Raw genomic sequence first — 20442 nt, 5'->3', positions numbered from 1 at the left:
TTAACAGATTGATTTAAAACATGATCTATCCGTGGCAATCGGGCGACTGGGAGCGCCTCCAGCAGTTGCGCAGCCATTGGCCGCACGCACTGCTGCTGCACGGCCAGGCAGGCATCGGCAAGCTCCAGTTCGCGCAGCATCTGGCGAAGGGGCTGCTGTGCGAGTCGCCGCAGGCCGACGGCCAGCCATGCGGCAAATGTCCGGCGTGCACCTGGTTTGCGCAGGGCAACCACCCCGACTACCGGATCGTGCTGCCCGAGGCGCTGGCCGGTCTCGCAGGCCAGGCGGGTGCCGAGGACAAGGAAGACGCCAAGGCCGATAAAGCTGACGCGGACGAGGGCAAGAAGACTCGCGCGCCCAGCAAGGAAATCCGCATCGAGCAGGTGCGCGCGCTGCTCGATTTCACCGGCGTGGGCTCGCATCGCGGCGGCCTGCGCGTGGTCGTGCTGTATCCTGCTGAGGCGCTCAATGTTGCGGCCGCGAACGCGCTGCTGAAGACGCTCGAAGAGCCGCCCGCGGGCGTGGTGTTCCTGCTGGTTTCGGCGCGCATCGACCGGCTGCTGCCTACCATCATCAGCCGTTGCCGGCAGTGGCCGATGAGCACGCCCGCGCCGGACGAGGCTCAGGCGTGGCTCGCGAACCAAGGCGTGGGTGATCCAGCTGGCCTGCTCGCGGAAGCGGGAGGCGCGCCGCTTGCGGCGCTCGCGCTGTCGCAGGACGACAATCGCGCGCTGCGCGACTGGACCCTCGGCCAGCTCGCGGCTGGCGCGGCGTGCGACGCCTTCGCCTGCGGCGAGACCCTGCAGAAGCTGCCAGTGCCGCTCGTCCTCGGCTGGCTGCAGCGCTGGGTCTATGACCTGCTGGCCGAGCGCACGGCGGGCCGGCCGCGCTACTACCCGCAGTCCGCAGCGGCGCTCACGCGCTGCGCAGCGAATCTGGATGCGTCAGCGCTCGCCCGTTACCTGAAGTCCATGACGCGCCAGCGTGCCGTGGAAAATCATCCGCTGAATGCGCGCCTCGTGTTCGAGGAGCTGTTTCTCGGCTATCGTGAAATGTTTGCCTGAGACGTCTTGCTGAGCGTCCGCCTTATCCGATGATTCGCCGCTGATCCGCACCATGAGCCTTGCTTACCGGGATGCCACCCTTGACGATCTGTCCACGATCGTCGCCATTTACAACTCGACCGTGCCGTCCCGGCAGGGGGACGCTGCCGCGCGTGGTCGTGCTCGACGGCGTCGAGCGCGACCACGTGATTCTCGGCAAGCGGCTTGCCGCCTGAGTTGCAGGCCTGAATTTTTCGTTGCGCACGTTGGTTGCGGATTTCCGTAGATTCCGCGCAGTCAGCCTTACCGTAACCCCATCGCAGGACCGCCATGTTTGTCGATTCACATTGCCACATCAATTTCGAAGGTCTCGCCGACCGGCTGCCCGAGGTGCTCGAGAACATGCGCGCGCAGGCCGTCACGCATGCGCTGTGCGTTTCGGTCGATCTCGAGACGCTGCCCTCGGTGCTCGACATCGCGAGCCGCTACGAAAACGTCTACGCGTCGGTGGGCGTGCACCCCGATCACGAGGACGTTCAGGAGCCCAGCGTCGCGGACCTCGTGGAGCTGGCGCAGCACCCGAAGGTCGTGGCGATCGGCGAAACGGGGCTCGATTACTATCGGCTCGGCGAGCGCACGATCGAGGACATGGAGTGGCAGCGCGAGCGCTTTCGCGTCCATATCCGCGCGGCGCACGCGACGGGAAAGCCGCTCATCGTTCATACGCGTGCGGCGTCGGACGATACGCTGCGCATCATGGAAGAAGAGCGCGCCGGCGAACCCGGTGGCGTGATGCACTGTTTCACGGAGCCCTGGGCGATCGCAGAGCGCGCCCTTGTGCAGAATTTTTACATTTCCCTTTCGGGTATCGTGACGTTCAAGAGCGCGACCGAGGTTCAGGAGGTGGCGCGCCGCGTGCCGCTCGAGCGTTTGCTGATCGAAACGGATTCGCCCTATCTTGCGCCAGTGCCATATCGGGGCAAACCCAATGAACCTGCGTACGTTAGCCATGTCGGAAGATTCATCGCCCAGCAACGCGGATTGCCGGACGCCGAACTCGGCGCTGCCACCACGCAGAATTTTTTCCGGCTCTTCAAGATTCCGGCCGCGGCCTGATTCGTGATCCGCTAGCAGTCGATTTTGATTTATCGTTTTTTATCAATTAGATATCGAATAACGTTAAGGTCTGACATGAACTCGAATCCGCTTACGTCCACCGTCCGCGCCACGCGCGCTACCGGCGTGCGCCGCATCGCTGCCGCGCTCGCCATCGGTATGAGCGCCGCCTTCCTCGCGAGCGCGCCGGTCCACGCCGCGTCGATCGATTCGCTCGTGAAGGGCGTGAAGTTCGACGACGCCAAGGGCGTCGCCAAGGACCTCGCAGACGGCATGGACCCGAACGCCACGGATAGCCAGGGCATGCCGCTGCTCGTGCTGGCCGCGCGCGAGAAGTCGGACAAGGTCGCGGCAGTGCTGCTCGACAATCCGAAGATCAACATCGCCGCCGAGGACAAGTCGGGCGAGAACGCGCTGATGCTGGCCTCGCTCAATGGCGACATGGATCTCGTGAAGCTGCTCATCACCAAGGGCGCCGAGGTGAACAAGCAGGGCTGGACGCCGCTGCACTACGCCGCCGCGAACGGCCACGACGACGTGGTGAAGCTGCTGGTCGGCTATTCGGCCGACGTCAACGCGCTGTCGCCCAACGGCACGACCCCGCTCATGATGGCCGCGCGCGGCGACCATATGAGCACCGCTAAACTGCTGCTCGACCACGGCGCCAATCTGAACGCAAAGAACCAGATCGGCATGACGGCGCTCGATTTCGCCAAGCAGTACAAGGCGCCTGACGCGATCAAGGACCTCTCGGCGCGCATGGGCCAGGCGGCGCAGTAACGCCGCCGCGGGCGCTGACGGCCGGGTCATCGGGTGCATTCGCGCAAGCTCTTTCGCGGAAGAGCCGCACGACGCGCCCCTAAAACAGTGCACAATACCGGGGTTGCCGCCGGCCGCCAGCGGGCGGCTCGCGGCGCGGCAAATGCCGCACCCGATGACGAATCAAGCGACGAATCAAGGAGAATCATGCTGCGGGCTCTGATCTGCGCCGGCGCGCTCGCTGTGCCGGTTTCGGCTTTTGCCTTCACCGCCTCCGATCTGAACCGGCTGTGTTCGAAGACTGACGTGGCGTCGCGCAGCGCATGCGCGGCTTATATCGAAGGGGCCGCCGACGGCATTTTCAACACCATCGACGCCATCGGCGGCACGACCGGCCCGCGCGTCGGCCAGTATTTCTGCCTGCCGCAGGAGGCTCGCTCGGCGCAACTCACCGACGCCGTGCGCAAATACATCGCCGATAACCCGAACGTCGCCGGCTACAACGCCAGCACGGCCATCTCGCTCGGGCTCGGCAAGGCGTTTCCTTGCAAGACCGGCAATTGACGGGGCACTGGGCCGGGCCGGCAATCGCGACGGCAATCACGCCGAAACCCGACTCAGCGCCGAGCCGTCGGCCTGAATTTTTTCCTGAACGGCCCGACTTGGCCGATCGCAATCTTTAGCGCATCTTTACGCGCATTCAAGTAGCGTGACGTCGGGTACTGTTGCCTTGCGCCGCGCTCACTACCTTCCCGAACGCTAGCCAGCCCGGCGAGTCCGCAGGCTCCGGCCAATACCGTGGCACGTCCCTTGCTGGGGAATTCGGTTGCCGGAGCAAAACGGAGGAGGAAATATCTCGATGGCCAGACTGATAGTCGTCTCGAACCGCGTGGCGACGCCCACGGAGACCAAGGGCTCCGCAGGGGGGCTCGCTGTTGGCGTGTTCGGGGCGCTCAAGGATGCAGGCGGCGTGTGGTTTGGCTGGAGCGGCGATGTCGTGAGCGAGACGGTGGCCAACGCGGGCCCGACGCTCGCCGAGGAGGGGCCGGTCACTTTCGCGACTGCCGGGCTCACGAAGAAGGATTACGACCAGTATTACCGCGGTTTCTCGAATGCCACGCTGTGGCCGGTGTTCCACTACCGCAACGATCTCGCGCGCTATGAGCGCGATGAATACGCCGGCTACCGGCGCGTGAATGCGTGGCTCGCGCACAAGCTCGTCAAGCTGATCCAGCCCGACGACATGATCTGGGTCCACGATTACCACCTGATTCCGTTCGCTGAGGCGCTGCGCTCTGAGGGCATGCGCAATCGTATCGGCTTCTTCCTCCATATTCCGTTTCCTTCGCCGCAAGTACTGCAAACGATTCCGCCGCACGATGAGCTCGTGAGGTCGCTGTGCTGCTATGACCTGCTCGGTTTCCAGACGCGCAACGACCAGCAGGCGTTTCACGATTACATCGCGCGCACCGCGAGGGGCGTGGTGCGCGAGCATGGCGAAAACAAGGAAGCGGGCGAGGTGGAGGCCTACGGGCGCAAGCTGCGCACGGGCGTCTATCGCATCGGCGTGTTTCCCGACGAGATCGCCGAGCAGGCCGCGCGCTACGAGAGCCGCCAGCATGTGCTCGATCTCAAGCAGAGCCTCGAAGGCCGCAAGCTTGTGATGAGCGTGGACCGGCTCGATTACTCGAAGGGGCTCGTCGAGCGCTTTCACGCCTTCGAGCAATTGCTCGAGCATTCGCCCGAATGGCGCGGCAGGGTCACGCTCGTGCAGATCGCGCCGCCCACGCGCTCCGACGTGGCGAGCTACAAGATCATCCGCGAGGAACTGGAGCGCGAGGCCGGACGCATCAACGGGCGTTATTCGGGCCTCGACTATACGCCTATCCGCTACCTGAGCCAGCAGTACGACCGCTGGAAGCTGATGTCGCTTTTTCGCGAGTCGCAGGTGGGCTATGTCACGCCGCTGCACGATGGCATGAATCTGGTCGCGAAAGAATACGTGGCCGCGCAGAATCCCGACGATCCCGGCGTACTCGTGCTCTCGATCTTCGCGGGCGCGGCCGCCGAGCTTACGGGCGCGCTGCTCGTGAATCCTCATGATGCCGCGGGCATGTCGGAGGCGCTCGGGCGCGCGCTGTCGATGCCGCTAGAAGAGCGCAAGGCGCGCTACCTGACCAATATGGAAGCGCTGCGCCGCAACGATCTGGGCGTCTGGCGCGACCGCTTTCTCTCCGATCTCGCGGCCGTGCCGCAGCTGCGCTGACTGCCTGAGTATGGAGATAGCGCGAGCCGCGCCCGATTGCGTATCATCGGGCGCTGGCTCAACCTGCGCATGCGCGCGCTTGCTACGGCCCATGCTTTCGACCCTCGCCATCGCCAACTACCGCTCACTGCGCGAACTCATCGTGCCGCTCGGGCCGCTGAACGTCATCACCGGCCCGAACGGCAGCGGCAAGTCCAATCTCTATCGGGCGCTGCGCCTGCTCGCGTTGACTGCGCGCGGTGGCGTGATTCCATCGCTCGCGCGCGAGGGAGGCTTGCAATCGACGCTCTGGGCCGGCCCCGAGCGCTTTTCGCGCGCGGTCGCCCAGGGCGATTACGCCGTGCAGGGCACCGTGCGCAAAGACGCCGTGAGCCTCAAGCTCGGCTTCGCGAGCGAGACCTTCGGCTATGCGATCGACCTGGGCTTGCCGGTGCCCGGCTCCTCGCAGTTCTCGCTGGACCCGGTCATCAAGCGCGAATGCATATGGGGCGGGCCGCTGCTGCGGCCATCGACTGTGCTCGTCGACCGTCAGGGGCCCATGATCCGCATTCGCGACGGGGAAGCGGAGGGCGGGTGGACGACACTCGCGCAACCCGTGGCGAGCTTCGACAGCATGATGACGGAGTTCGCCGACCCGCGCAGCGCGCCCGAAATGATCGCGGTGCGCGAACAGATCCGTTCGTGGCGCTTTTACGATCACTTCCGCACCGACGAGCACGCGCCCGCGCGCCGGGTGCAGATCGGCACGCATTCGCCGGTGCTGGCCGACGATGGCGCCAATCTTGCCGCCGCGCTGCAGACGATCCGCGAGATCGGTGACGCCGGTGCGCTCGACGCGGCAATCGGCGATGCGTTTCCGGGCGCGCGCGTCGAGATCGTCAATCACGAAGGGCGCTTCGAAGTCGCGCTGCGTCAGGAGGGTTTGCTGCGGCCGTTGCGTGGCGCCGAGCTTTCGGACGGCACGCTGCGCTATCTCTTGCTCGCTGCCGCGCTGCTGAGCCCACGCCCGCCCGCGCTGCTCGTGCTCGACGAGCCGGAGACGAGCCTGCACCCCGACTTGCTGCCGTCGCTCGCACGGCTCATCGCGCGCGCCTCGGCGCACTCGCAGGTGCTGGTGGTCTCGCACGCGGCGCGGCTCGTTGCAGCGCTCGAGCGCGAGGCGGGCAGCCAGTCGATCGTGCTGGAGCGGCGTCTCGGCGCGACGGCGCTCGCCGACGCCGATTCGCTCGATGTACCGGCGTGGCAATGGCCGTCGCGCTAAGCCGCCTCGGGCGCTCTGCGACGGGCGCCAGGCAGGATGTTTCGACGTGTAAGTCCATATAGCAATTGAAAGACTCGCAGCGCGGGCGCGGCGCAAGGCGAATAATAGCGAAATGCGCCGTGCTGCGAGCCGCCCGATCGCGTTCTCCGCGAGTCTGTCCCTTCCTTCGATATTCGAGGGCACGATTGCAATACTGGGCTTCCTTTAAAATGGCTCGACCCACCTGGCGGAATTTCCCGCGTGCGTGCGCGGAACACGAAGGAGACACTCAATGAGAATTGCGCAGATCGCCCCGCTGACCGAATCGGTGCCACCGAAGCTCTACGGCGGCACCGAGCGCGCCGTGTCGTACATCACCGAGGCGCTAGTCGAGCTCGGTCACGACGTGACGCTGTTCGCAAGCGGCGATTCGCAAACGCGTGCGAAGCTCGAACCCGTGTGGCCGCGCGCGTTGCGCCTCGACCCCGGCATTCGCGACCGTATTGCGCCGCACATGCTGCTCATGGAAATGGTGCGCCGCCAGGCCGACCAGTTCGACGTGCTGCATTTCCATATGGATTACTACTCGTTCTCGGTGTTCAAGCGCCAGGAAACGCCGTTCGTGACCACGCTGCACGGCCGTCTGGACTTGCCCGAGCAGCAACCGGTGTTCGACACGTTCAACACGGCGCCGGTCATCTCGATCTCGAATGCGCAGCGCCAACCGATGCCGCAGGCCAAATGGCTCCGGACGGTCTATCACGGCCTGCCCGAGGCGCTGTATACGCCGCAGCCCGTCGAGCCGCGCTATCTCGCGTTTCTCGGCCGCATCTCGCCCGAGAAGAGAGTGGACACGGCGATTCGCATTGCCCAGCGCTGCGGCTTGCCGATCCGCATCGCCGCCAAAGTCGACGAGGCCGATCGCGAGTATTTCGAACGCGAGATCAAGCCACTCTTCGCACTCCCGAATGTGGAATTCGTGGGCGAGATCAACGACAGCCAGAAGGCCGAGTTCCTCTCCGGTGCGCATGCGCTGCTGTTCCCGATCGACTGGCCCGAGCCGTTCGGGCTGGTGATGATCGAGGCGATGGCGTGCGGCACGCCCGTGATCGCGTTCAATCGCGGCTCGGTGCCGGAAGTGGTGGATGAGGGCGTTTCGGGATTTATCGTCGAGGACGAAATTGGCGCCGTGGCGGCCGTGAACCGGCTTTCACGCGTGCCGCGCGCCGGTGTGCGGCAACGCTTCGAAGAGCGCTTCACGTCACACCGCATGGCGCAGCAGTATATCGAGGCGTATCAGGCGGTGATCCGCGCGAACAAGCGTTCGCGCTTCAAGGTGATCGACACGTCCACGAGCTGAGCGGCGGGGGGGCCTTGTTTCGCACAGGCAGCGCCCGAGCGGAACAAGGCCCGGGCGCCCTGCATGCTCGTGAACGCGTGAAACTTACAGCTTCAGCGGGGAGATCTTGGTCGTGCCGAGCGAGAGGTCGCCGATCAGGCCGCTGTTGGTGAGCACGAAGACTTCCACGGGCTTGGTGGCCGTGGTGGTGTCGATCGTGCCGTTCGCGCCGACCTTCGCGATCGCGACCGAGGCGTCGCCGCCTGCCGACCAGCCGCTCGAATTGCGGAATTTGTCGAGTGCTTCCTGCGTCATGAACAGGTAGACGACCGACTTCGACTGCATGCCGAGCGTTGCGCCCACCGAGGCGCCCGTGGTGCTGTAGTAACCAACCGTGCTGCCGCCGACACGCAACGCGCCGTCGCCATGCTCGCCGCCAATGCCGATCCCTGCCTGAGTCACCTGCGGGAAGACCAGCACGCCGCGCGCCTTGCCTACGAGTTCGCGCGCGCCGGGCACGGTCTGATAGAGCCGCGACATCGTGCCGTCGACGCTTGCGTCGATCGACTGGCGTTTCGCATCATTGGTTTGTGCCGTCGGCGGCGTGTTGCCGGTGGTCGAGCAGCCTGCGAGCGCCGCGCTGGCAAGCGCGATTGCAACCGAAGCCTTAAGGATGAAACGGCGTCCTTGCATGTTGTTCTCCGTTCTGTGTTCCGGGATATCCGAAATAGCCTTAAGCCGTGCCGTCATGGCGTTTTGCCAATGAAGGAATCAGCTTTCGCTCTTATAACACAGGGCCCGGATTTGCCCGTTCAAGACCGTGCATCGGCAAGACGCGCATCAGTGTTCCGCCACGGGCTTCGCAGCGGGAGGGCGTCGCAGCGCGCGGCGCACGGCGCCCAGGACGATGCCGATGGCGAGCAGGGTTGCAGCCGGCACGACCCAGTAGCCAACGAATGCGTGCCACAGATAGCTCACGAGTGTGGCGCGCCGCGTGGCGTATTCGTCGAGCGCAGCCTGGTGAGCCGCGGCGTTTTCCGCGAGCACGGCGGCAGGGCAGCCCAGCGCGCGTGCCCGTTCAGGCGTCCCCTGGCAATGCAACGGCGCGCCGGCGGCCCGTTCGGCGTCGGTGAAAGTCCAGTTGGCGAGGGCGCGCTGCAGATCCGCGCGGTTGTAGGCCATCTCGTCCTGGGCCTCGCGCACCGCAATGATCATCACGGGCACGAGCCAGAAAACGATCACCACCAGCCAGCGGCGAAACCAGCGATTCTTGTGCTTCCATGCCATCCGCGCCTCCGTACGATGCGACAGGCATCACTCCGGCTCCAACCTTCGTTCGGCGGCCCGATGGCGTCTGTGCGATTGCGTATCAGGGAAAGGGCGCCGCTGCAGCCATCATAGAAGAAAAATCGCGCACGGGCGCAACGCCGAAGCGCGCGGGATGCAAGTGGACGGCCTGCCAGGCCAGGTGCGCCGCACCATGAAAAACGACGCGCCGCAGCATGAGCTACGGCGCGTCGTGAAAGCGATCGTTCTGCGGTGAAGCAGTGGCAGGGCAAACCCGATGCTTCGATCAAGCTTCGGCCGCCTGGCGGATCAGCTCTTGGTCGTGAGGCACTGCTTCATGAAGGCCTTGCGGTCGTCGCCTTTCTTGTCGCCGGCCTGCGTGTTGCACGCCTTCATGCGCTCCTGCTGCGACATGGTGGGGGACACGCCGGCCGCGGAAAGGCATTGCTTCATGAAGGCCTTGCGCTCGTCACCCTTCTTGTCGCCGGCCTGCGCGTTGCAGGCCTTCATCTTGTTCTGCTGGCTATTCGGGCTAGCGGCTGCGGAAGCCGCTGCCGCGCGTGCGGCGGTCTGTGCGAACGCCGGTGCGGCCAGTGCGCCGCCCAGCACGATTGCAGCAATGACGGATTGCATCTTCATCGTTCACTCCCATGGGATTTCGACGTTTGTCGTTAGTCGTGCGAGCAGGCGGCCCATCCGGTCCATCATTGCCTATCGCCGCAACCATTATGGCAAAGCCAACCTGAAAACGAACGGTGAGTGGGTTCGGTTGACGCATGCTCAGGCACAATGCGCTGTATGCACACCACAACGAGACCGGAGATCGACTATGCATTACCTCTTGATGTACGAACTCGTAGACGATTATCTCGAGCGGCGCGCCGAGCATCGCGATGCACACCTGGCGCTTGCGTGGGCGGCGGTGGAGCGCGGCGAGCTGCTGCTCGCGGGAGCGATTGCCGAGCCCGTGGACGAGGCGTTGCTGCTCTTCCAGGGCGAGAGCCCGGCAGCCGCCGAAGCGTTCGCGCGCGCCGATCCCTATGTGAAGGCCGGCCTCGTCAAGGCGTGGCGCGTGCGGTCCTGGCAGACCGTAGTAGGAGAAAAAGCGGCTAATCCGGTGCGCTGAACGCGGGTACGCTGGGCGCTTCGATCGTTACGGCGTGGCCGCGCGGTCGAGCAAATCGCGTACCGTGTCGTCGTCGACCTGGTCGAAGTCGAAGTAGAACTGGCCCACGCTCATGAACGACGAGGGCGTCTGGACGCAGACGAAATCGTCGACTGCGCCGGCGAGCCGTGCGCGCGCACCGGCCGGTGCAACCGGCAACGCCGCGATGATGCGCGCCGGCCCGAGCGACGCGAGCGCCCGCGCGGCGGCCTTGAGCGACGCGCCCGTGGCCATGCCGTCGTCGACCAGCAGTGCCACGCGCCCGGCCACCGGCACAGCGGCGCGTGCACCGCGGTAACGCGCCTCGCGCCGGCCCAGCTCGATGCGGGCGAGCGAAAGTACACTCTGTAATTTCGCCTGGCTCACTCCGGCTTCGCGGATCAGCGCTTCATCGACGTATTGCGCACCATTCGACGAGATCGCGCCCATGGCGAGCTCCGGCTGCCACGGCGTGCCGAGCTTGCACACGGGCAGCACGTCGAGCGGCGCGCGCAGCGCCCCGGCCACTTCATACGCGACCGGCACGCCCCCGCGCGGCAGCGCGAGCACGACGATGTCGCGGCGCCCGGCGTAGGACGCGAGTTGCGCGGCGAGCATTTGCCCGGCCTCGCGGCGATCGGTGAAGGGACGTTCCATGAACGACTCCTGTGTCATGCAAAGTTGAAGCGGAACGGTTGTTTCAGTGTGCCACGCGCGGTCCTGGCGCGGGTGCCCGGGCGTCTTCGCGTGTGCCTGCCTGTGCCCGATTCGCGGCCGGGACGCCTTCGGGACCGGGGCGGCGCAGACGTGATTCCGCGCGTGGCGGCCGTGACCGCGCAACTGCGCGCGGACGGCGTACGCATTGGCTCGACCACGGGCTACACACGGGCTACACACGGGCCACACACGCGAGATCATCGACCAGATCGTGCCCGGCGCTGCCGAGCAGGGCTATGCCGCGGACAGCCCGAAGAATTCGCCCAGCGCCGCGATGCCGCCACGAAACGCCTGCGCGCCGCTGGTGAGCATCGTGTGATCGACAGCGAAGCCGGCCGCGGCTCGTGGTCACGGAAATCAAAATGCGGCTCGCGCGCGGCGAGCGCCCCTTAGTTGCATTGAATTGCGTTGAATTGCGCCGAGTTGTTCCGAGGTTCAGGCGCGGGCGGCTTGCCTCCGCCCGTTCGCTTCATCGTGAGCGCTTCATCGTTCCGAAGCACGCCTGATCATGCAGCACCGCTCACAAGGTCGCTGCGAACGCCTTCTGCACCTGCGCGGGCGAGGTGATCCCGTTGGCGATCAGCAATTGCGTGAGCACGCGCGCCTTCTGCGGATTCAAGTCGAGCGAGACGACGAAACCGCTCGTGTCGTCATTCACTTCGACATTGCGGTTCACGAATCCCGACCCCACGCGCGATGCGCGCACCACCACGATTCCCTGCTTCGCGGCGCGCTGGAGCGCCTCGATCGCCGGCTTCGAGGTGTTGCCGTCGCCCACACCCGCCAGCACGATGCCCTTGGCCTTGTTGGCGATGGCGTTGTCGATCTGCACGCTATCCATATTCGCGTGCGCGTAGACGATTTCGACGCGCGGCAATTGCTCGCCCGAAGGCAGTGCATACTTGTGGCTGTCGAGTTGGACCGCGGACGCCAGGAAGCGCACGCTTGCGGGATCGACATAGCCGATCGGCCCGCTGTTCGGCGAAACGAACGTTTGCACGCTCGTGGTGTTGGTCTTGGTGGTTGCGCGCGCCGACTGGATCGTGTCGTTGAGCACCACCATCACGCCGCGCCCGCGCGCTGCGGGGCTGGCAGCCACTTCGACGGCTTCGTACAGGTTGCTCGGGCCGTCAGCGCTCGTGGCCGTGGAGGGGCGCATGGAGCCCACCAGCACGACGGGCTTGTCGGTGCGCAGCACGTTGTCGAGGAAGAAGGCCGTTTCTTCTAGCGTGTCCGTGCCGTGCGTGATGACGACCGCATCAGCTTCGTTGCGGTCGAAGATTGCCTGGATGCGCCGCGCGAGCGTGAACCAGACCTTGTCGTTCATGTCCTGCGAACCGATGGACGCAACCTGTTCGGTGCTCAGGCGGGCAAGCTTTTCGATGCCGGGCACGGCCTGCACGAGTTGCTGCGCGCCCACCGCGCCCGCGTTATAGGCGTTGGCCGCGCGCGTGTCCGCCTGGCCCGCGATTGTGCCGCCCGTGGCGAGCACGGCCACGCGCGGCAACGCCGCCGACGCGGTGGTGGACGTGGCGGGCGCGGCGGCTTCGCCGGCGGCCAGAGCGACGCTTGCGGGCAGGACAGTGCCGACAAGCACGAGTGCGGCGGCAAGGCATTTTGCGTGGATGGCGATTGTCATGTTTTTTCCTTGGCGGTTAATAATCATTTTTAAAATGAAAATTTCGAAAATAATTATCTACCGATTATGGATAAATTCAATCCCGCGTTGATAATTAATTGATTCATGTCGTGCACATAATGCGCTATACATGTACGTCAAAAACCGGACCTCAACGATTGAGCCGATTTTTGACACAATTGTTTGCAGTATTTTTATCAATGAATCAATGAATTCATATAACCCGAACTTGCAATAGCAATGCCTGTGCGGCACGTTCAATAATTCGAAATTAAGATAATCAATCTTCCAGGGAAAAAATAATCGGCGGGCGGGGTCCGCGCATTCCGTGCTTTTACTGTTTATTGGCCACGTGCGCTACCATGAGCCCCCACGACTCTCGCGCAGTATTTGTGCCATCCATGAAGACGTTCCTGCTGTTCATTGCCACCGCGCTTGCCGAAATCGTCGGCTGCTATCTGCCGTATCGCTGGCTGCGCGAGGGCGCGAGCGCCTGGCTGCTCGTGCCGGCCGCCGCATCGCTCGCGCTGTTCGCGTGGCTGCTCACGCTGCATCCGAGTGCGGCGGGGCGCACCTACGCCGCCTATGGCGGCGTCTACGTGTGCGTAGCGATGCTATGGCTGTGGGGCGTGGAAGCCATCCGGCCGAGCCCGTGGGATTACGCCGGGATGGCGCTTGCGCTGGCCGGCATGGCGCTCATTGCGTTTCAGCCGCGCTGAACCGGTATTCTGCGGGGAGTCAGTTCAGACGAAGTGCGGATTCGCTTCAGGCGAGCGAGTTGACGCCCGGGAATTTCGTGCGGAATGCCACCGGCATCGGCACGACTTTCTTCGCCTCGTAGTCGAAGAAAACAAACCCCGACTTGGCCATCGCAATGAGTGCGCCGTCCGAGGGGCGTGTGATGCGGAAAATGATGTCGCCGCCGTAGCGGTTGAAATCCATGATGCCGACCTCGAAGCACAACTGGTCGCGCGCATAGGCTTCGGCGCGATACGTGGTGGCGAGGTCGGTGACGATGATGCTGGTATGGGCGTCTTTCATGTCTTCGATGCCGGCATCGAAGAGAAAACGTGCCCGTGCCTCGGAAATCATCGAGATCATCGAGTCGTTCGCGAGGTGGTTGGCCGAATTGATGTCGGTGACGCGCACCGTGAGGTGGGTCGAGTAGTAAAACTGGTCTTCGGGGAAATGGAGCTCGATGCGGGCCATGGCGCAATGCGTTGAATAGGGGCGTGGGGAGTACGGCGCCCGGCCGTCGGCCAGGCGCCGCTTGTGCGCCGGCAAGCGCACTCCGCTATTTTATCGGTTCGCACAGGCGCGCATGCGCGCCGGCCTAGATGCGCGGCAGATCATCCATCGACTTTTCGACGCTGCCGTCCGGGACCTCCATATCGATTCCGTCGATGCCGTTGGGGTGGGGAACCGCCTTGATCTTCGGCCCGAGGAATTTCATGCCGCCCAGCGTGAACACGGAATATACCACGGCGCCCGAGCGCAGGCCGTTCGCGACGTCGGCCACTTCCGAGATTTTGGGCGGCGAGAGCCAGTCATGGGAATGAGGGTCGATTGGCGCCCAGCGCACGTGCGTCACGCGGTCCGTTGAAGCGCTGATGCGCACGCCATCGACAGCATACGTAGCCATGGTCGTCTCCTTCGCCACCGAAATTCCTATGCTATTCCGTTCGGCAACGGCTGGAAAGCGGCGCGCGAGCGATGGCGCAAAATGCGAGGCCCCCTCAGGCGACGGACGCCGCCTGTGGGGCCATGAACGGGCCCCGAGTGGGCCCCGAGTGGGCCTTGCGTGCAGGCGAATCCGGACTTACTGCAGATTGCCGGCCACCGCGATGGTCTGACCCGTGATGTAGTTCGACTCGGGCGAGCAGAACAGATACACCCCGCCCGCGGCTTCCTCGGGCGTGCCTCCACGGCCCAGCGGGTTGCGCTGTGCGTGCGTCTTCAGCATTTCGGGGTTCAGACCTACGCGGATGTCGCGTCCGTCGATCTTCACCGTCGCACCGGCCTTTGCGTCAGCGGACGTCATGCGCGTATGGATCAGGCCGAACGCCACCGCGTTGACGTTCACTTTGAAGCGACCCCATTCGCGCGCGAGCGCGCGCGTCATGCCGATCACGCCGGCCTTCGCGCCCGAGTAGTTCATCTGGCCCGCGTTACCGTTGAGCGCCGACGTCGACGAGATATTGACGATCTTGCGATAGACCTCGCGGCCCTCCGCTACGTCCGCGGCGTGCAACGCCTTGATGTGCGGGTAGGCGGCGCGCAGGATGCGAAAAGGCGCGGTCATGTGGCAGTCGAGAATCGCATACCACTGCTCGTCGGTCATCTTCTGGATCACGTCGTCCCACGTGTAGCCCGCGTTGTTGACGACGATGTCGATGCTCTTGAAGGTGTTCATCGCGGTGCCGATGAAGCGCTCGGCGAAGTCTGGCGCGGACACGTTGCCCACGCAGGCCACCGCTTCGGCGCCCATCTTCTTGAGTGCTTCCACCGTTTCGTGGGCCGGATCGGCGTCGAGATCGTTCACGACGATGCGCGCTCCTTCGCTCGCGAGCTTTTCCACGATTGCGCGGCCGATGCCGCGGCCCGAACCGGTGACGAGCGCCACTTTGCCGTCGAGTTTGCCCATACTGCTGTCTCCTTCAATAAGTTGATACGTGTGTGTTAGAGCGCGACCACCGCGTCGCCGACGACGCGCGATTCGCCATACTGGTTGGCAGTCTGGATTTCGAGGCGCAGGCGTTTCTCGCCTTCGGCTTCGAACTTCTCGACCACGCGTCCCGTGCAGGCAATGCGGTGACCGAGGTGAGTAATGCCGACGAAGCGCACGCCGAACTGGCGCAACTGACGTTGATCGACCCACTTCGTGAGCAGGCGGCCGAGCCAGGCCATCGAGAGCATGCCGTGCGCGAACACGTCGGGCATTCCGGCGCGGCGTGCGTAATCGATGTCGATATGCACGGCGTTGTGGTCGCCCGATGCGCCGGCGAAAAGTGCGAGCATCTTGCGGTCGACCGGCGCCAGTTCCAGCGGCGGCAGCGTATCGCCAACGTGGATTGCGTCGTAGTTGAGGTTGTTCATGCGTTGGCTTCCTTAACCGTTACGTTGCACGATCACGCTGCGCAGATCGGCCACGTGTTCGCCGCGCTGGTTCGTCACGCGCGTTTCGCGCACCACGAACTCCAGCAGGCCGCCTTTCTTGTCGTAGATGTCCGCGATGTGCGACTCGAACAGCAGCACGTCGCCGGCGTAGGCAAGCCGGTGATAGGTGAAGTTCTGCTCGCCGTGCAGAATGCGCGGCAGTTCGATGCCGATCTCGTCGCGCCACGAAGCGTCTGGCTGTTCGAATTCGAGCGAGAACAGGAACGTGGGCGGTAGCGGCAGACCGGGATGGCCCGCATCGCGCGCGGCGGCTTCGTCGAAGTAGACCGGGTTCGTCTCGCCAATCGCCTTGGCGAAAAAGCGCAGGCGGCCTGCTTCAGCCACCGCGCGAAACGCCGGCAGTTTCTTGCCGATGAACTGCTTGTCGATCATGTCGGTTGCTCCGTGGTTATCTGGTCAATGGCCCGTTCAAGCCGACTGGTAAACCGTCACCACACAAGCGCCGCCGAGACCCACGTTGTGCGCGAGCGCGACCTTCGCGCCCTCGACCTGGCGCTCTTGCGCCGTGCCGCGCAACTGCTGTGTGAGTTCGTAGCACTGCGCGAGACCGGTTGCGCCTAGCGGGTGGCCCTTCGAGAGCAGACCGCCCGACGGATTCACGACCCACTTGCCGCCGTAGGTGTTGTCGCCGTCGTCGACGAGCTTTTCGGCTTCGCCTTCGCCGCACAGACCGAGTGCTTCATAGGTGATGAGCTCGTTCTGCGCAAAGCAGTCGTGCAGCTCGATCACGTCGAGGTCCTGCGGGCCCACGCCGGCCTGTTCGTACGCGCTCTTCGCAGCGGCCTGGGCCATGTCGAAACCCACCACGCGGATCATGTCCTTCGCGTCGTAGGTGCTGGGCGTGTCGGTGGTGAGCGCCTGGCCGGCGATGATCACGTCGGTGCGCAGGCCGCGCTTTTTCGCGAACGCTTCCGAAACGATCAGTGCCGCAGCCGCGCCGCAGGTGGGCGGGCAGGCCATCAGGCGCGTGAGCACGCCTTCCCAGAGCATGGGTGCCGCCATCACGTCCTCGGTCGTAACGACGTTTCGGAACACCGCGAGCGGGTTGCGCGCAGCATGGCGGCTCGCCTTCGCGCGAATGCTGGCGAAGGTCTCGAGCCTGGTGCCGTACTTCCTCATATGCGCCATACCGGCTCCTGCGAACTGGCGGATCGCGTTGCTGAGTCCGTCGAGTTTGCCGACCAGTTCGTCGACCACCACGTTCGCCCGTTCTAAGGCAGGAGCGCGATCGGTCCAGTTGGACTTGAGCGCGCCGGGCTGCATGAATTCGAACCCCACGGCAAGCGCGCAATCGACCGCGCCGCTCTGCACGGCCTGACGAGCGAGGAACAGCGCCGACGAACCGGTCGCACAGTTGTTGTTCACGTTGATGACGGGAATGCCGGTCATGCCCACGTGATAGAGTGCCTTCTGGCCGCACGTCGAGTCGCCGTAGACATAGCCGGCGTAAGCCTGCTGGACGTCCGCGTAGTCTAGCCCGGCATCAGCCAGTGCCTGGCGGATCGCGGTGGCACCCATCACGTCATAGGTTTCGCTCGTGCCCGGCTTCTTGAACGGGATCATGCCGACTCCGGCGACAAATGCTTTGTTCGTCATATCAGGACTCCTGTTTATCGAAAAGTTTTTTTAAAGCTTGCGGGAGATGAGATCGCGCATCACTTCGCTCGTGCCGCCGTAGATGCGCGTGACGCGCGAGTCAGCGAAAGCGCGGGCCACCGGGTACTCGAGCATGTAGCCGTAGCCGCCGTGGAGTTGCACCATCTCGTCGAGCGCCTTGCCGAGCGATTCGGTGGCGAAAAGCTTGGCCACGGCCGCTTCTTCGAGCGTGAGACGGCGGCGCACGTGCTCGGACAGATAGTGGTCCACCATCAGGCGCACGGCGATCGTCTGGGCCTTGATGTCAGCCAGCTTGAACTTGGTGTTCTGGAAGTCCCACACGGTCTGGTTGAACGCCTTGCGGTCCTTCACGTAGTTCAGCGTGTGCTCGAGGCAGGCCTCCAGCTTCGCAGCGGCACCGACTGCGATCGAAAGGCGCTCCTGTGGCAATTCCGCCATCAGATAGGCGAAACCTTTGCCTTCTTCGCCGAGCAGGTTCGACACGGGCACGCGCACATTGTCGAAGAAGAGCTCGGCGGTGTCGCCGGCGTGCTGGCCCACTTTGTCGAGCTTGCGGCCACGGCGGAAGCCCGCGCGATCGGCTTCGACCACGACGAGGCTCACGCCTTTCGAGCCGGCCGCCGGGTCGGTCTTGCATACCACGATGATGAGGTCGGCGTTCAGGCCGTTGCTGATGAAGGTCTTGCTGCCGTTGATGACGTACTCGTCGCCGTCACGGATCGCGGTGGTGCGCACGGCCTTCAGGTCGCTGCCCGTGCCGGGCTCGGTCATCGCGATCGCGAGGATGCACTCGCCCGAGCAGATTTTCGGCAGCCAGCGCTGCTTCTGCTCTTCCGAGCCGATGCGGGCGACGTAGGGGGCGATGATGTCCGAGTGGACCGAGAAGCCGAGGCCGCTCACGCCCGAACGGTTGACCTCTTCGTTGAACACGGCTGCGTGGCCGAAATCGCCGCCGCCACCGCCGTACTCGGTGGGAAGCGTGAGGCACAACAGACCCTCGCGGCCCGCCTTGAGCCAGGTTTCGCGGTCCACCTTGCCGGCTTTGTCCCATTCGGCCTGTTTCGGCAGGCATTCTTTTTCCAAAAAGCGGCGCGCGGTGGTGCGCAGCATTTCGTGATCGTCACGGAAGAAGGTCCGGTTGATATGCATTTTGTTTTCCTAAGCTTGGGCGTTTGGTTCGAAGCGTATTTCAGCGTGCGCGCGCGATGTGCGCCGCGGGCTCGGTTACATAGAGTGCATCGACCAGATCGGCGCGGCGCGCCCGCGTGACGGCCTGGTTGACGTAGCCTTTCTCGGCAATTTCGTTGGCGTCCATTGAGGGTGGTTCGGCCATCAGCATGAGGCGATCGACCGAGAGGCTCGCGCCTTTCGCACCCTGACGGCGCAGCCTCTCGCCCAGTTCCGCGACAACGCGCGGATGCTGCACGAGGGCGGCGGCGTCGAGTCCCTCGAGCTCCGGCGCGAGACGCCGGCAAGCGGCCACGTTGGGCCACGCGAGCGCAGCCAGGTAGTCATGGTCGTGGCCGCAAATCACGGCGTCGGTGAGGAGCGGGGCGCAGCACTCGAGCAGCGCGAGCCGCACGGCGCCCGTGCGAACCCATGTGCCATTGGTGAGCTTGAAATCTTCCACGACGCGGCCCGCGAACAGCATGCCCTTCGAAGGATCCTCGGGGTCCGCAAGCCGCACGGCATCGCCGAGCCGGAAGAAGCCTTCTTCGTCGAATGCGGCTGCAGTTAGTTCGGGATGCTTGATATATCCGCCGAACACGTTGGCGCCGCGCATGCGGATCTCGTAGCGGCCATCGCCGCCTTCGAGCGGTATCAGCTTCACTTCCGAACCGGGCACGGGCGTGCCGATGTTGCCGATGGTCTCGGTCGTCCAACCGCAATACGTTCCCATGCCGGACGTTTCCGTGCAGGCGAGGCCAGTCATGAAGGCGATGCGCTCTCCGGTGATCTTTTGCGCCACGCGTTGAATGCGCTGCCAGACGTCGGCAGGCAGGCTGGCGCCGCCATAGCCGAAGTAATGGACTTTCGAGAACAGATTCGCCGCGAGCGCGTCGTCGCGTTCGAGCTCGTTCGCGAGCACGGTCCACGCGGACGGCACGGTCGTGAAGATAGTGGGCGCCACTTCGCGCAGATTGCGCACGGTGCGCTCGACGAGGCCGGGCAGCGGACGCCCGTCGTCGATGTAATGGGTTGCGCCGAACTGGATCGAACGGCCGAGATTGAGCACGCCGCCAAGACCGTGATGCCACGGCAGCCAGTCGAGAAATACGGGTTCGAGCTCGTTCAGGAATGCAAGGTTGTCGGAGAAGTAAGCGGCGACAGCCTTGAAATTGCCATAGGTGAGGTTCACGCCCTTCGGCATGCCGGTGGAGCCTGAAGTAAAGAGCACGCGCGCCGTTGCATCGGGCGAGATGGCCGAGTGGGCGGCGGTAACGGCGGCTTCGCGTGCGGGTGTCAGCTCGGTGGCCGCAAGCTTGGCCCAGTCGGCCTGCCCTGCACGCACGTTGCGCACGGCGATCACTGCGGCCCCCGTGTGCTCGAGGGCGGCGAGCGCGCGCTCGAGGGCGGTGCCGTCCTGCACGAAGAGCGCGGCCGGCGGCACCATGTCGATCACGCCGTTCAGGCGCGCAAAGTCCTTGCTGAGCGACGCGTAGGCGGGCGAAACCGGCGCTGTCGGGATGCCGGCGTACTCGGCCGCGAGCAATACCACGGCCTGTTCGATCGAGTTGCCTGATAGCAGCGTCAGCGGGCGAGTTTGGCCGAGCCCCATTTCGAGCAGCGCAGCCGCGACCGCACGCACTTGTTGCCACAGATCGCGCCAGCTCAAGCGGCGCCACTCGCCGGCGCTATCGCGCTCGGCGAAGGCCGTCATGTCGCCGCGCACGGCGGCCCAACGTTCGATGAAATCGGCAAAGCTGGTTTGGGTGATGGCGGGCGGCGGGTTGGCCGAACGGAGAATCAGGCTGCCGTCGCTGCGGCGTTCGACGAGGGTTTGCCGCGAGGGCAGCCGGACCGGTCGGAATGCGGCCGACGGGGCAGAACTGGGCGTGAGCGTAGTCATTACGCCGTGTCTCCTGTTACGTTTTTTG

The 20442-nt window shown here is 64.6% G+C and carries 23 protein-coding genes and 1 pseudogene; 11 read left to right on the top strand and 13 right to left on the bottom strand.

All coding sequences use genetic code 11. The features are described 5' to 3' along the window. Positions 1–20: 20 nt before the first annotated feature. From P5W99_RS07770 to P5W99_RS07735, 8 genes and pseudogenes are all read left to right on the top strand, one after another. Positions 21–1064, top strand: a complete 1044-nt coding sequence (locus P5W99_RS07770) for a DNA polymerase III subunit delta' (RefSeq protein ID WP_421023995.1) — start codon at positions 21–23, stop codon at positions 1062–1064. A 137-nt stretch (positions 1065–1201) separates the two neighbouring features. Then, positions 1202–1279: pseudogene (locus P5W99_RS07765) on the top strand (GNAT family N-acetyltransferase); the annotation flags it as partial. Between the two features lie 94 nt (positions 1280–1373). After that, positions 1374–2159 (top strand): TatD family hydrolase, encoded by a 786-nt coding sequence (locus P5W99_RS07760; protein ID WP_421023994.1) that lies wholly within the window; start codon positions 1374–1376, stop codon positions 2157–2159. Positions 2160–2234: 75 nt separating this feature from the next. Continuing rightward, entirely contained in the window at positions 2235–2939 is a 705-nt protein-coding gene (locus P5W99_RS07755; protein WP_421023993.1) for an ankyrin repeat domain-containing protein, read from the top strand. A gap of 186 nt (positions 2940–3125) precedes the next feature. Continuing rightward, positions 3126–3482: a Rap1a/Tai family immunity protein gene (locus P5W99_RS07750; RefSeq protein WP_421025216.1), complete on the top strand. Its 357-nt coding sequence runs from the start codon at positions 3126–3128 to the stop codon at positions 3480–3482. 295 nt (positions 3483–3777) lie between these two features. Further along, positions 3778–5184 carry an alpha,alpha-trehalose-phosphate synthase (UDP-forming) gene (gene otsA / locus P5W99_RS07745; protein ID WP_421023992.1) on the top strand — a complete coding sequence of 469 codons (1407 nt, stop codon included), beginning with the start codon at positions 3778–3780 and terminating at the stop codon, positions 5182–5184. A gap of 91 nt (positions 5185–5275) precedes the next feature. Then, the gene (locus P5W99_RS07740; protein ID WP_421079500.1) at positions 5276–6445 is read left to right on the top strand and encodes an AAA family ATPase; all 1170 of its coding nucleotides are present in this window, start codon (positions 5276–5278) and stop codon (positions 6443–6445) included. Positions 6446–6716: 271 nt separating this feature from the next. Beyond that, a complete protein-coding gene (locus P5W99_RS07735; RefSeq protein WP_421023990.1) occupies positions 6717–7784 on the top strand; it encodes a glycosyltransferase family 4 protein in 1068 nt (355 codons plus the stop codon). A gap of 84 nt (positions 7785–7868) precedes the next feature. Here the strand turns inward: P5W99_RS07735 and P5W99_RS07730 are convergent, their stop codons facing one another. The 3 genes from P5W99_RS07730 to P5W99_RS07720 all read right to left on the bottom strand — a co-directional run bounded on the left by P5W99_RS07730 (position 7869) and on the right by P5W99_RS07720 (position 9689). Beyond that, positions 7869–8456 carry a BPSL1445 family SYLF domain-containing lipoprotein gene (locus tag P5W99_RS07730; protein ID WP_421023989.1) on the bottom strand — a complete coding sequence of 196 codons (588 nt, stop codon included), beginning with the start codon at positions 8454–8456 and terminating at the stop codon, positions 7869–7871. 147 nt (positions 8457–8603) lie between these two features. Beyond that, positions 8604–9050 carry a hypothetical protein gene (locus P5W99_RS07725; protein ID WP_421023988.1) on the bottom strand — a complete coding sequence of 149 codons (447 nt, stop codon included), beginning with the start codon at positions 9048–9050 and terminating at the stop codon, positions 8604–8606. Positions 9051–9359: 309 nt separating this feature from the next. Beyond that, the gene (locus P5W99_RS07720; protein WP_434660159.1) at positions 9360–9689 is read right to left on the bottom strand and encodes a PsiF family protein; all 330 of its coding nucleotides are present in this window, start codon (positions 9687–9689) and stop codon (positions 9360–9362) included. A gap of 190 nt (positions 9690–9879) precedes the next feature. Between P5W99_RS07720 and P5W99_RS07715 the strand changes: the two genes are divergently transcribed. Further along, positions 9880–10176: a YciI-like protein gene (locus tag P5W99_RS07715; protein ID WP_421023986.1), complete on the top strand. Its 297-nt coding sequence runs from the start codon at positions 9880–9882 to the stop codon at positions 10174–10176. 27 nt (positions 10177–10203) lie between these two features. On the opposite strand, the gene P5W99_RS07710 is transcribed toward P5W99_RS07715, so the two are convergent. Then, positions 10204–10851: a phosphoribosyltransferase gene (locus P5W99_RS07710; RefSeq protein ID WP_421079498.1), complete on the bottom strand. Its 648-nt coding sequence runs from the start codon at positions 10849–10851 to the stop codon at positions 10204–10206. A 205-nt stretch (positions 10852–11056) separates the two neighbouring features. On the opposite strand from P5W99_RS07710, the gene P5W99_RS07705 reads away from it, so the two are divergent. Further along, entirely contained in the window at positions 11057–11230 is a 174-nt protein-coding gene (locus P5W99_RS07705; RefSeq protein ID WP_434660157.1) for a hypothetical protein, read from the top strand. 201 nt (positions 11231–11431) lie between these two features. Here P5W99_RS07705 and P5W99_RS07700 read toward each other — a convergent pair whose 3' ends face one another. Further along, positions 11432–12550: an asparaginase gene (locus P5W99_RS07700; protein ID WP_421023983.1), complete on the bottom strand. Its 1119-nt coding sequence runs from the start codon at positions 12548–12550 to the stop codon at positions 11432–11434. Positions 12551–12951: 401 nt separating this feature from the next. Here P5W99_RS07700 and P5W99_RS07695 point away from each other — a divergent pair, with 401 nt between their 5' ends. Then, complete coding sequence (locus P5W99_RS07695) at positions 12952–13269, top strand: YnfA family protein (RefSeq protein WP_421023982.1); 318 nt, start codon at positions 12952–12954, stop codon at positions 13267–13269. A gap of 46 nt (positions 13270–13315) precedes the next feature. Here P5W99_RS07695 and P5W99_RS07690 read toward each other — a convergent pair whose 3' ends face one another. The 8 genes from P5W99_RS07690 to P5W99_RS07655 form a co-directional block, all read right to left on the bottom strand. Next, on the bottom strand, positions 13316–13759 hold the full coding sequence (locus tag P5W99_RS07690) for a thioesterase family protein (protein ID WP_434660155.1): 444 nt from the start codon (positions 13757–13759) through the stop codon (positions 13316–13318). Between the two features lie 124 nt (positions 13760–13883). After that, positions 13884–14192, bottom strand: a complete 309-nt coding sequence (locus P5W99_RS07685; RefSeq protein WP_213295559.1) for a hypothetical protein — start codon at positions 14190–14192, stop codon at positions 13884–13886. A gap of 177 nt (positions 14193–14369) precedes the next feature. Then, positions 14370–15194, bottom strand: a complete 825-nt coding sequence (locus P5W99_RS07680) for an SDR family NAD(P)-dependent oxidoreductase (protein WP_421023980.1) — start codon at positions 15192–15194, stop codon at positions 14370–14372. Positions 15195–15229: 35 nt separating this feature from the next. Continuing rightward, complete coding sequence (locus P5W99_RS07675) at positions 15230–15646, bottom strand: MaoC family dehydratase (RefSeq protein WP_421023979.1); 417 nt, start codon at positions 15644–15646, stop codon at positions 15230–15232. 12 nt (positions 15647–15658) lie between these two features. Then, a complete protein-coding gene (locus tag P5W99_RS07670; protein WP_421043779.1) occupies positions 15659–16099 on the bottom strand; it encodes a MaoC family dehydratase N-terminal domain-containing protein in 441 nt (146 codons plus the stop codon). 36 nt (positions 16100–16135) lie between these two features. After that, entirely contained in the window at positions 16136–17323 is a 1188-nt protein-coding gene (locus tag P5W99_RS07665; RefSeq protein WP_421023977.1) for a lipid-transfer protein, read from the bottom strand. A gap of 30 nt (positions 17324–17353) precedes the next feature. Beyond that, positions 17354–18493: an acyl-CoA dehydrogenase family protein gene (locus P5W99_RS07660; RefSeq protein WP_421023976.1), complete on the bottom strand. Its 1140-nt coding sequence runs from the start codon at positions 18491–18493 to the stop codon at positions 17354–17356. 40 nt (positions 18494–18533) lie between these two features. Next, positions 18534–20414, bottom strand: a complete 1881-nt coding sequence (locus P5W99_RS07655; protein ID WP_434660153.1) for a feruloyl-CoA synthase — start codon at positions 20412–20414, stop codon at positions 18534–18536. Positions 20415–20442: the final 28 nt, after the last annotated feature.

It is taken from the genome of Paraburkholderia sp. A3BS-1L (assembly GCF_051125215.1).
GTDB lineage: Bacteria > Pseudomonadota > Gammaproteobacteria > Burkholderiales > Burkholderiaceae > Paraburkholderia.
Note: the sequence above shows the minus strand (reverse complement) of the source record. Positions and strands in the feature narration are given on the sequence as shown.

What these genes read in the sequence shown, in the direction of transcription:
- P5W99_RS07665 (WP_421023977.1), bottom strand. Translation starts at nt 17,323, where the DNA reads ATGACGAACAAAGCATTTGTCGCCGGAGTCGGCATGATCCCGTTCAAG.
- P5W99_RS07725 (WP_421023988.1), bottom strand. Translation starts at nt 9,050, where the DNA reads ATGGCATGGAAGCACAAGAATCGCTGGTTTCGCCGCTGGCTGGTGGTG.
- P5W99_RS07730 (WP_421023989.1), bottom strand. Translation starts at nt 8,456, where the DNA reads ATGCAAGGACGCCGTTTCATCCTTAAGGCTTCGGTTGCAATCGCGCTT.
- P5W99_RS07760 (WP_421023994.1), top strand. Translation starts at nt 1,374, where the DNA reads ATGTTTGTCGATTCACATTGCCACATCAATTTCGAAGGTCTCGCCGAC.
- otsA (WP_421023992.1), top strand. Translation starts at nt 3,778, where the DNA reads ATGGCCAGACTGATAGTCGTCTCGAACCGCGTGGCGACGCCCACGGAG.
- P5W99_RS07695 (WP_421023982.1), top strand. Translation starts at nt 12,952, where the DNA reads ATGAAGACGTTCCTGCTGTTCATTGCCACCGCGCTTGCCGAAATCGTC.
- P5W99_RS07675 (WP_421023979.1), bottom strand. Translation starts at nt 15,646, where the DNA reads ATGAACAACCTCAACTACGACGCAATCCACGTTGGCGATACGCTGCCG.
- P5W99_RS07660 (WP_421023976.1), bottom strand. Translation starts at nt 18,493, where the DNA reads ATGCATATCAACCGGACCTTCTTCCGTGACGATCACGAAATGCTGCGC.
- P5W99_RS07715 (WP_421023986.1), top strand. Translation starts at nt 9,880, where the DNA reads ATGCATTACCTCTTGATGTACGAACTCGTAGACGATTATCTCGAGCGG.
- P5W99_RS07680 (WP_421023980.1), bottom strand. Translation starts at nt 15,194, where the DNA reads ATGGGCAAACTCGACGGCAAAGTGGCGCTCGTCACCGGTTCGGGCCGC.
- P5W99_RS07710 (WP_421079498.1), bottom strand. Translation starts at nt 10,851, where the DNA reads ATGGAACGTCCCTTCACCGATCGCCGCGAGGCCGGGCAAATGCTCGCC.
- P5W99_RS07690 (WP_434660155.1), bottom strand. Translation starts at nt 13,759, where the DNA reads ATGGCCCGCATCGAGCTCCATTTCCCCGAAGACCAGTTTTACTACTCG.
- P5W99_RS07740 (WP_421079500.1), top strand. Translation starts at nt 5,276, where the DNA reads ATGCTTTCGACCCTCGCCATCGCCAACTACCGCTCACTGCGCGAACTC.
- P5W99_RS07670 (WP_421043779.1), bottom strand. Translation starts at nt 16,099, where the DNA reads ATGATCGACAAGCAGTTCATCGGCAAGAAACTGCCGGCGTTTCGCGCG.
- P5W99_RS07685 (WP_213295559.1), bottom strand. Translation starts at nt 14,192, where the DNA reads ATGGCTACGTATGCTGTCGATGGCGTGCGCATCAGCGCTTCAACGGAC.
- P5W99_RS07720 (WP_434660159.1), bottom strand. Translation starts at nt 9,689, where the DNA reads ATGAAGATGCAATCCGTCATTGCTGCAATCGTGCTGGGCGGCGCACTG.
- P5W99_RS07700 (WP_421023983.1), bottom strand. Translation starts at nt 12,550, where the DNA reads ATGACAATCGCCATCCACGCAAAATGCCTTGCCGCCGCACTCGTGCTT.
- P5W99_RS07750 (WP_421025216.1), top strand. Translation starts at nt 3,126, where the DNA reads ATGCTGCGGGCTCTGATCTGCGCCGGCGCGCTCGCTGTGCCGGTTTCG.
- P5W99_RS07770 (WP_421023995.1), top strand. Translation starts at nt 21, where the DNA reads ATGATCTATCCGTGGCAATCGGGCGACTGGGAGCGCCTCCAGCAGTTG.
- P5W99_RS07655 (WP_434660153.1), bottom strand. Translation starts at nt 20,414, where the DNA reads ATGACTACGCTCACGCCCAGTTCTGCCCCGTCGGCCGCATTCCGACCG.
- P5W99_RS07735 (WP_421023990.1), top strand. Translation starts at nt 6,717, where the DNA reads ATGAGAATTGCGCAGATCGCCCCGCTGACCGAATCGGTGCCACCGAAG.
- P5W99_RS07755 (WP_421023993.1), top strand. Translation starts at nt 2,235, where the DNA reads ATGAACTCGAATCCGCTTACGTCCACCGTCCGCGCCACGCGCGCTACC.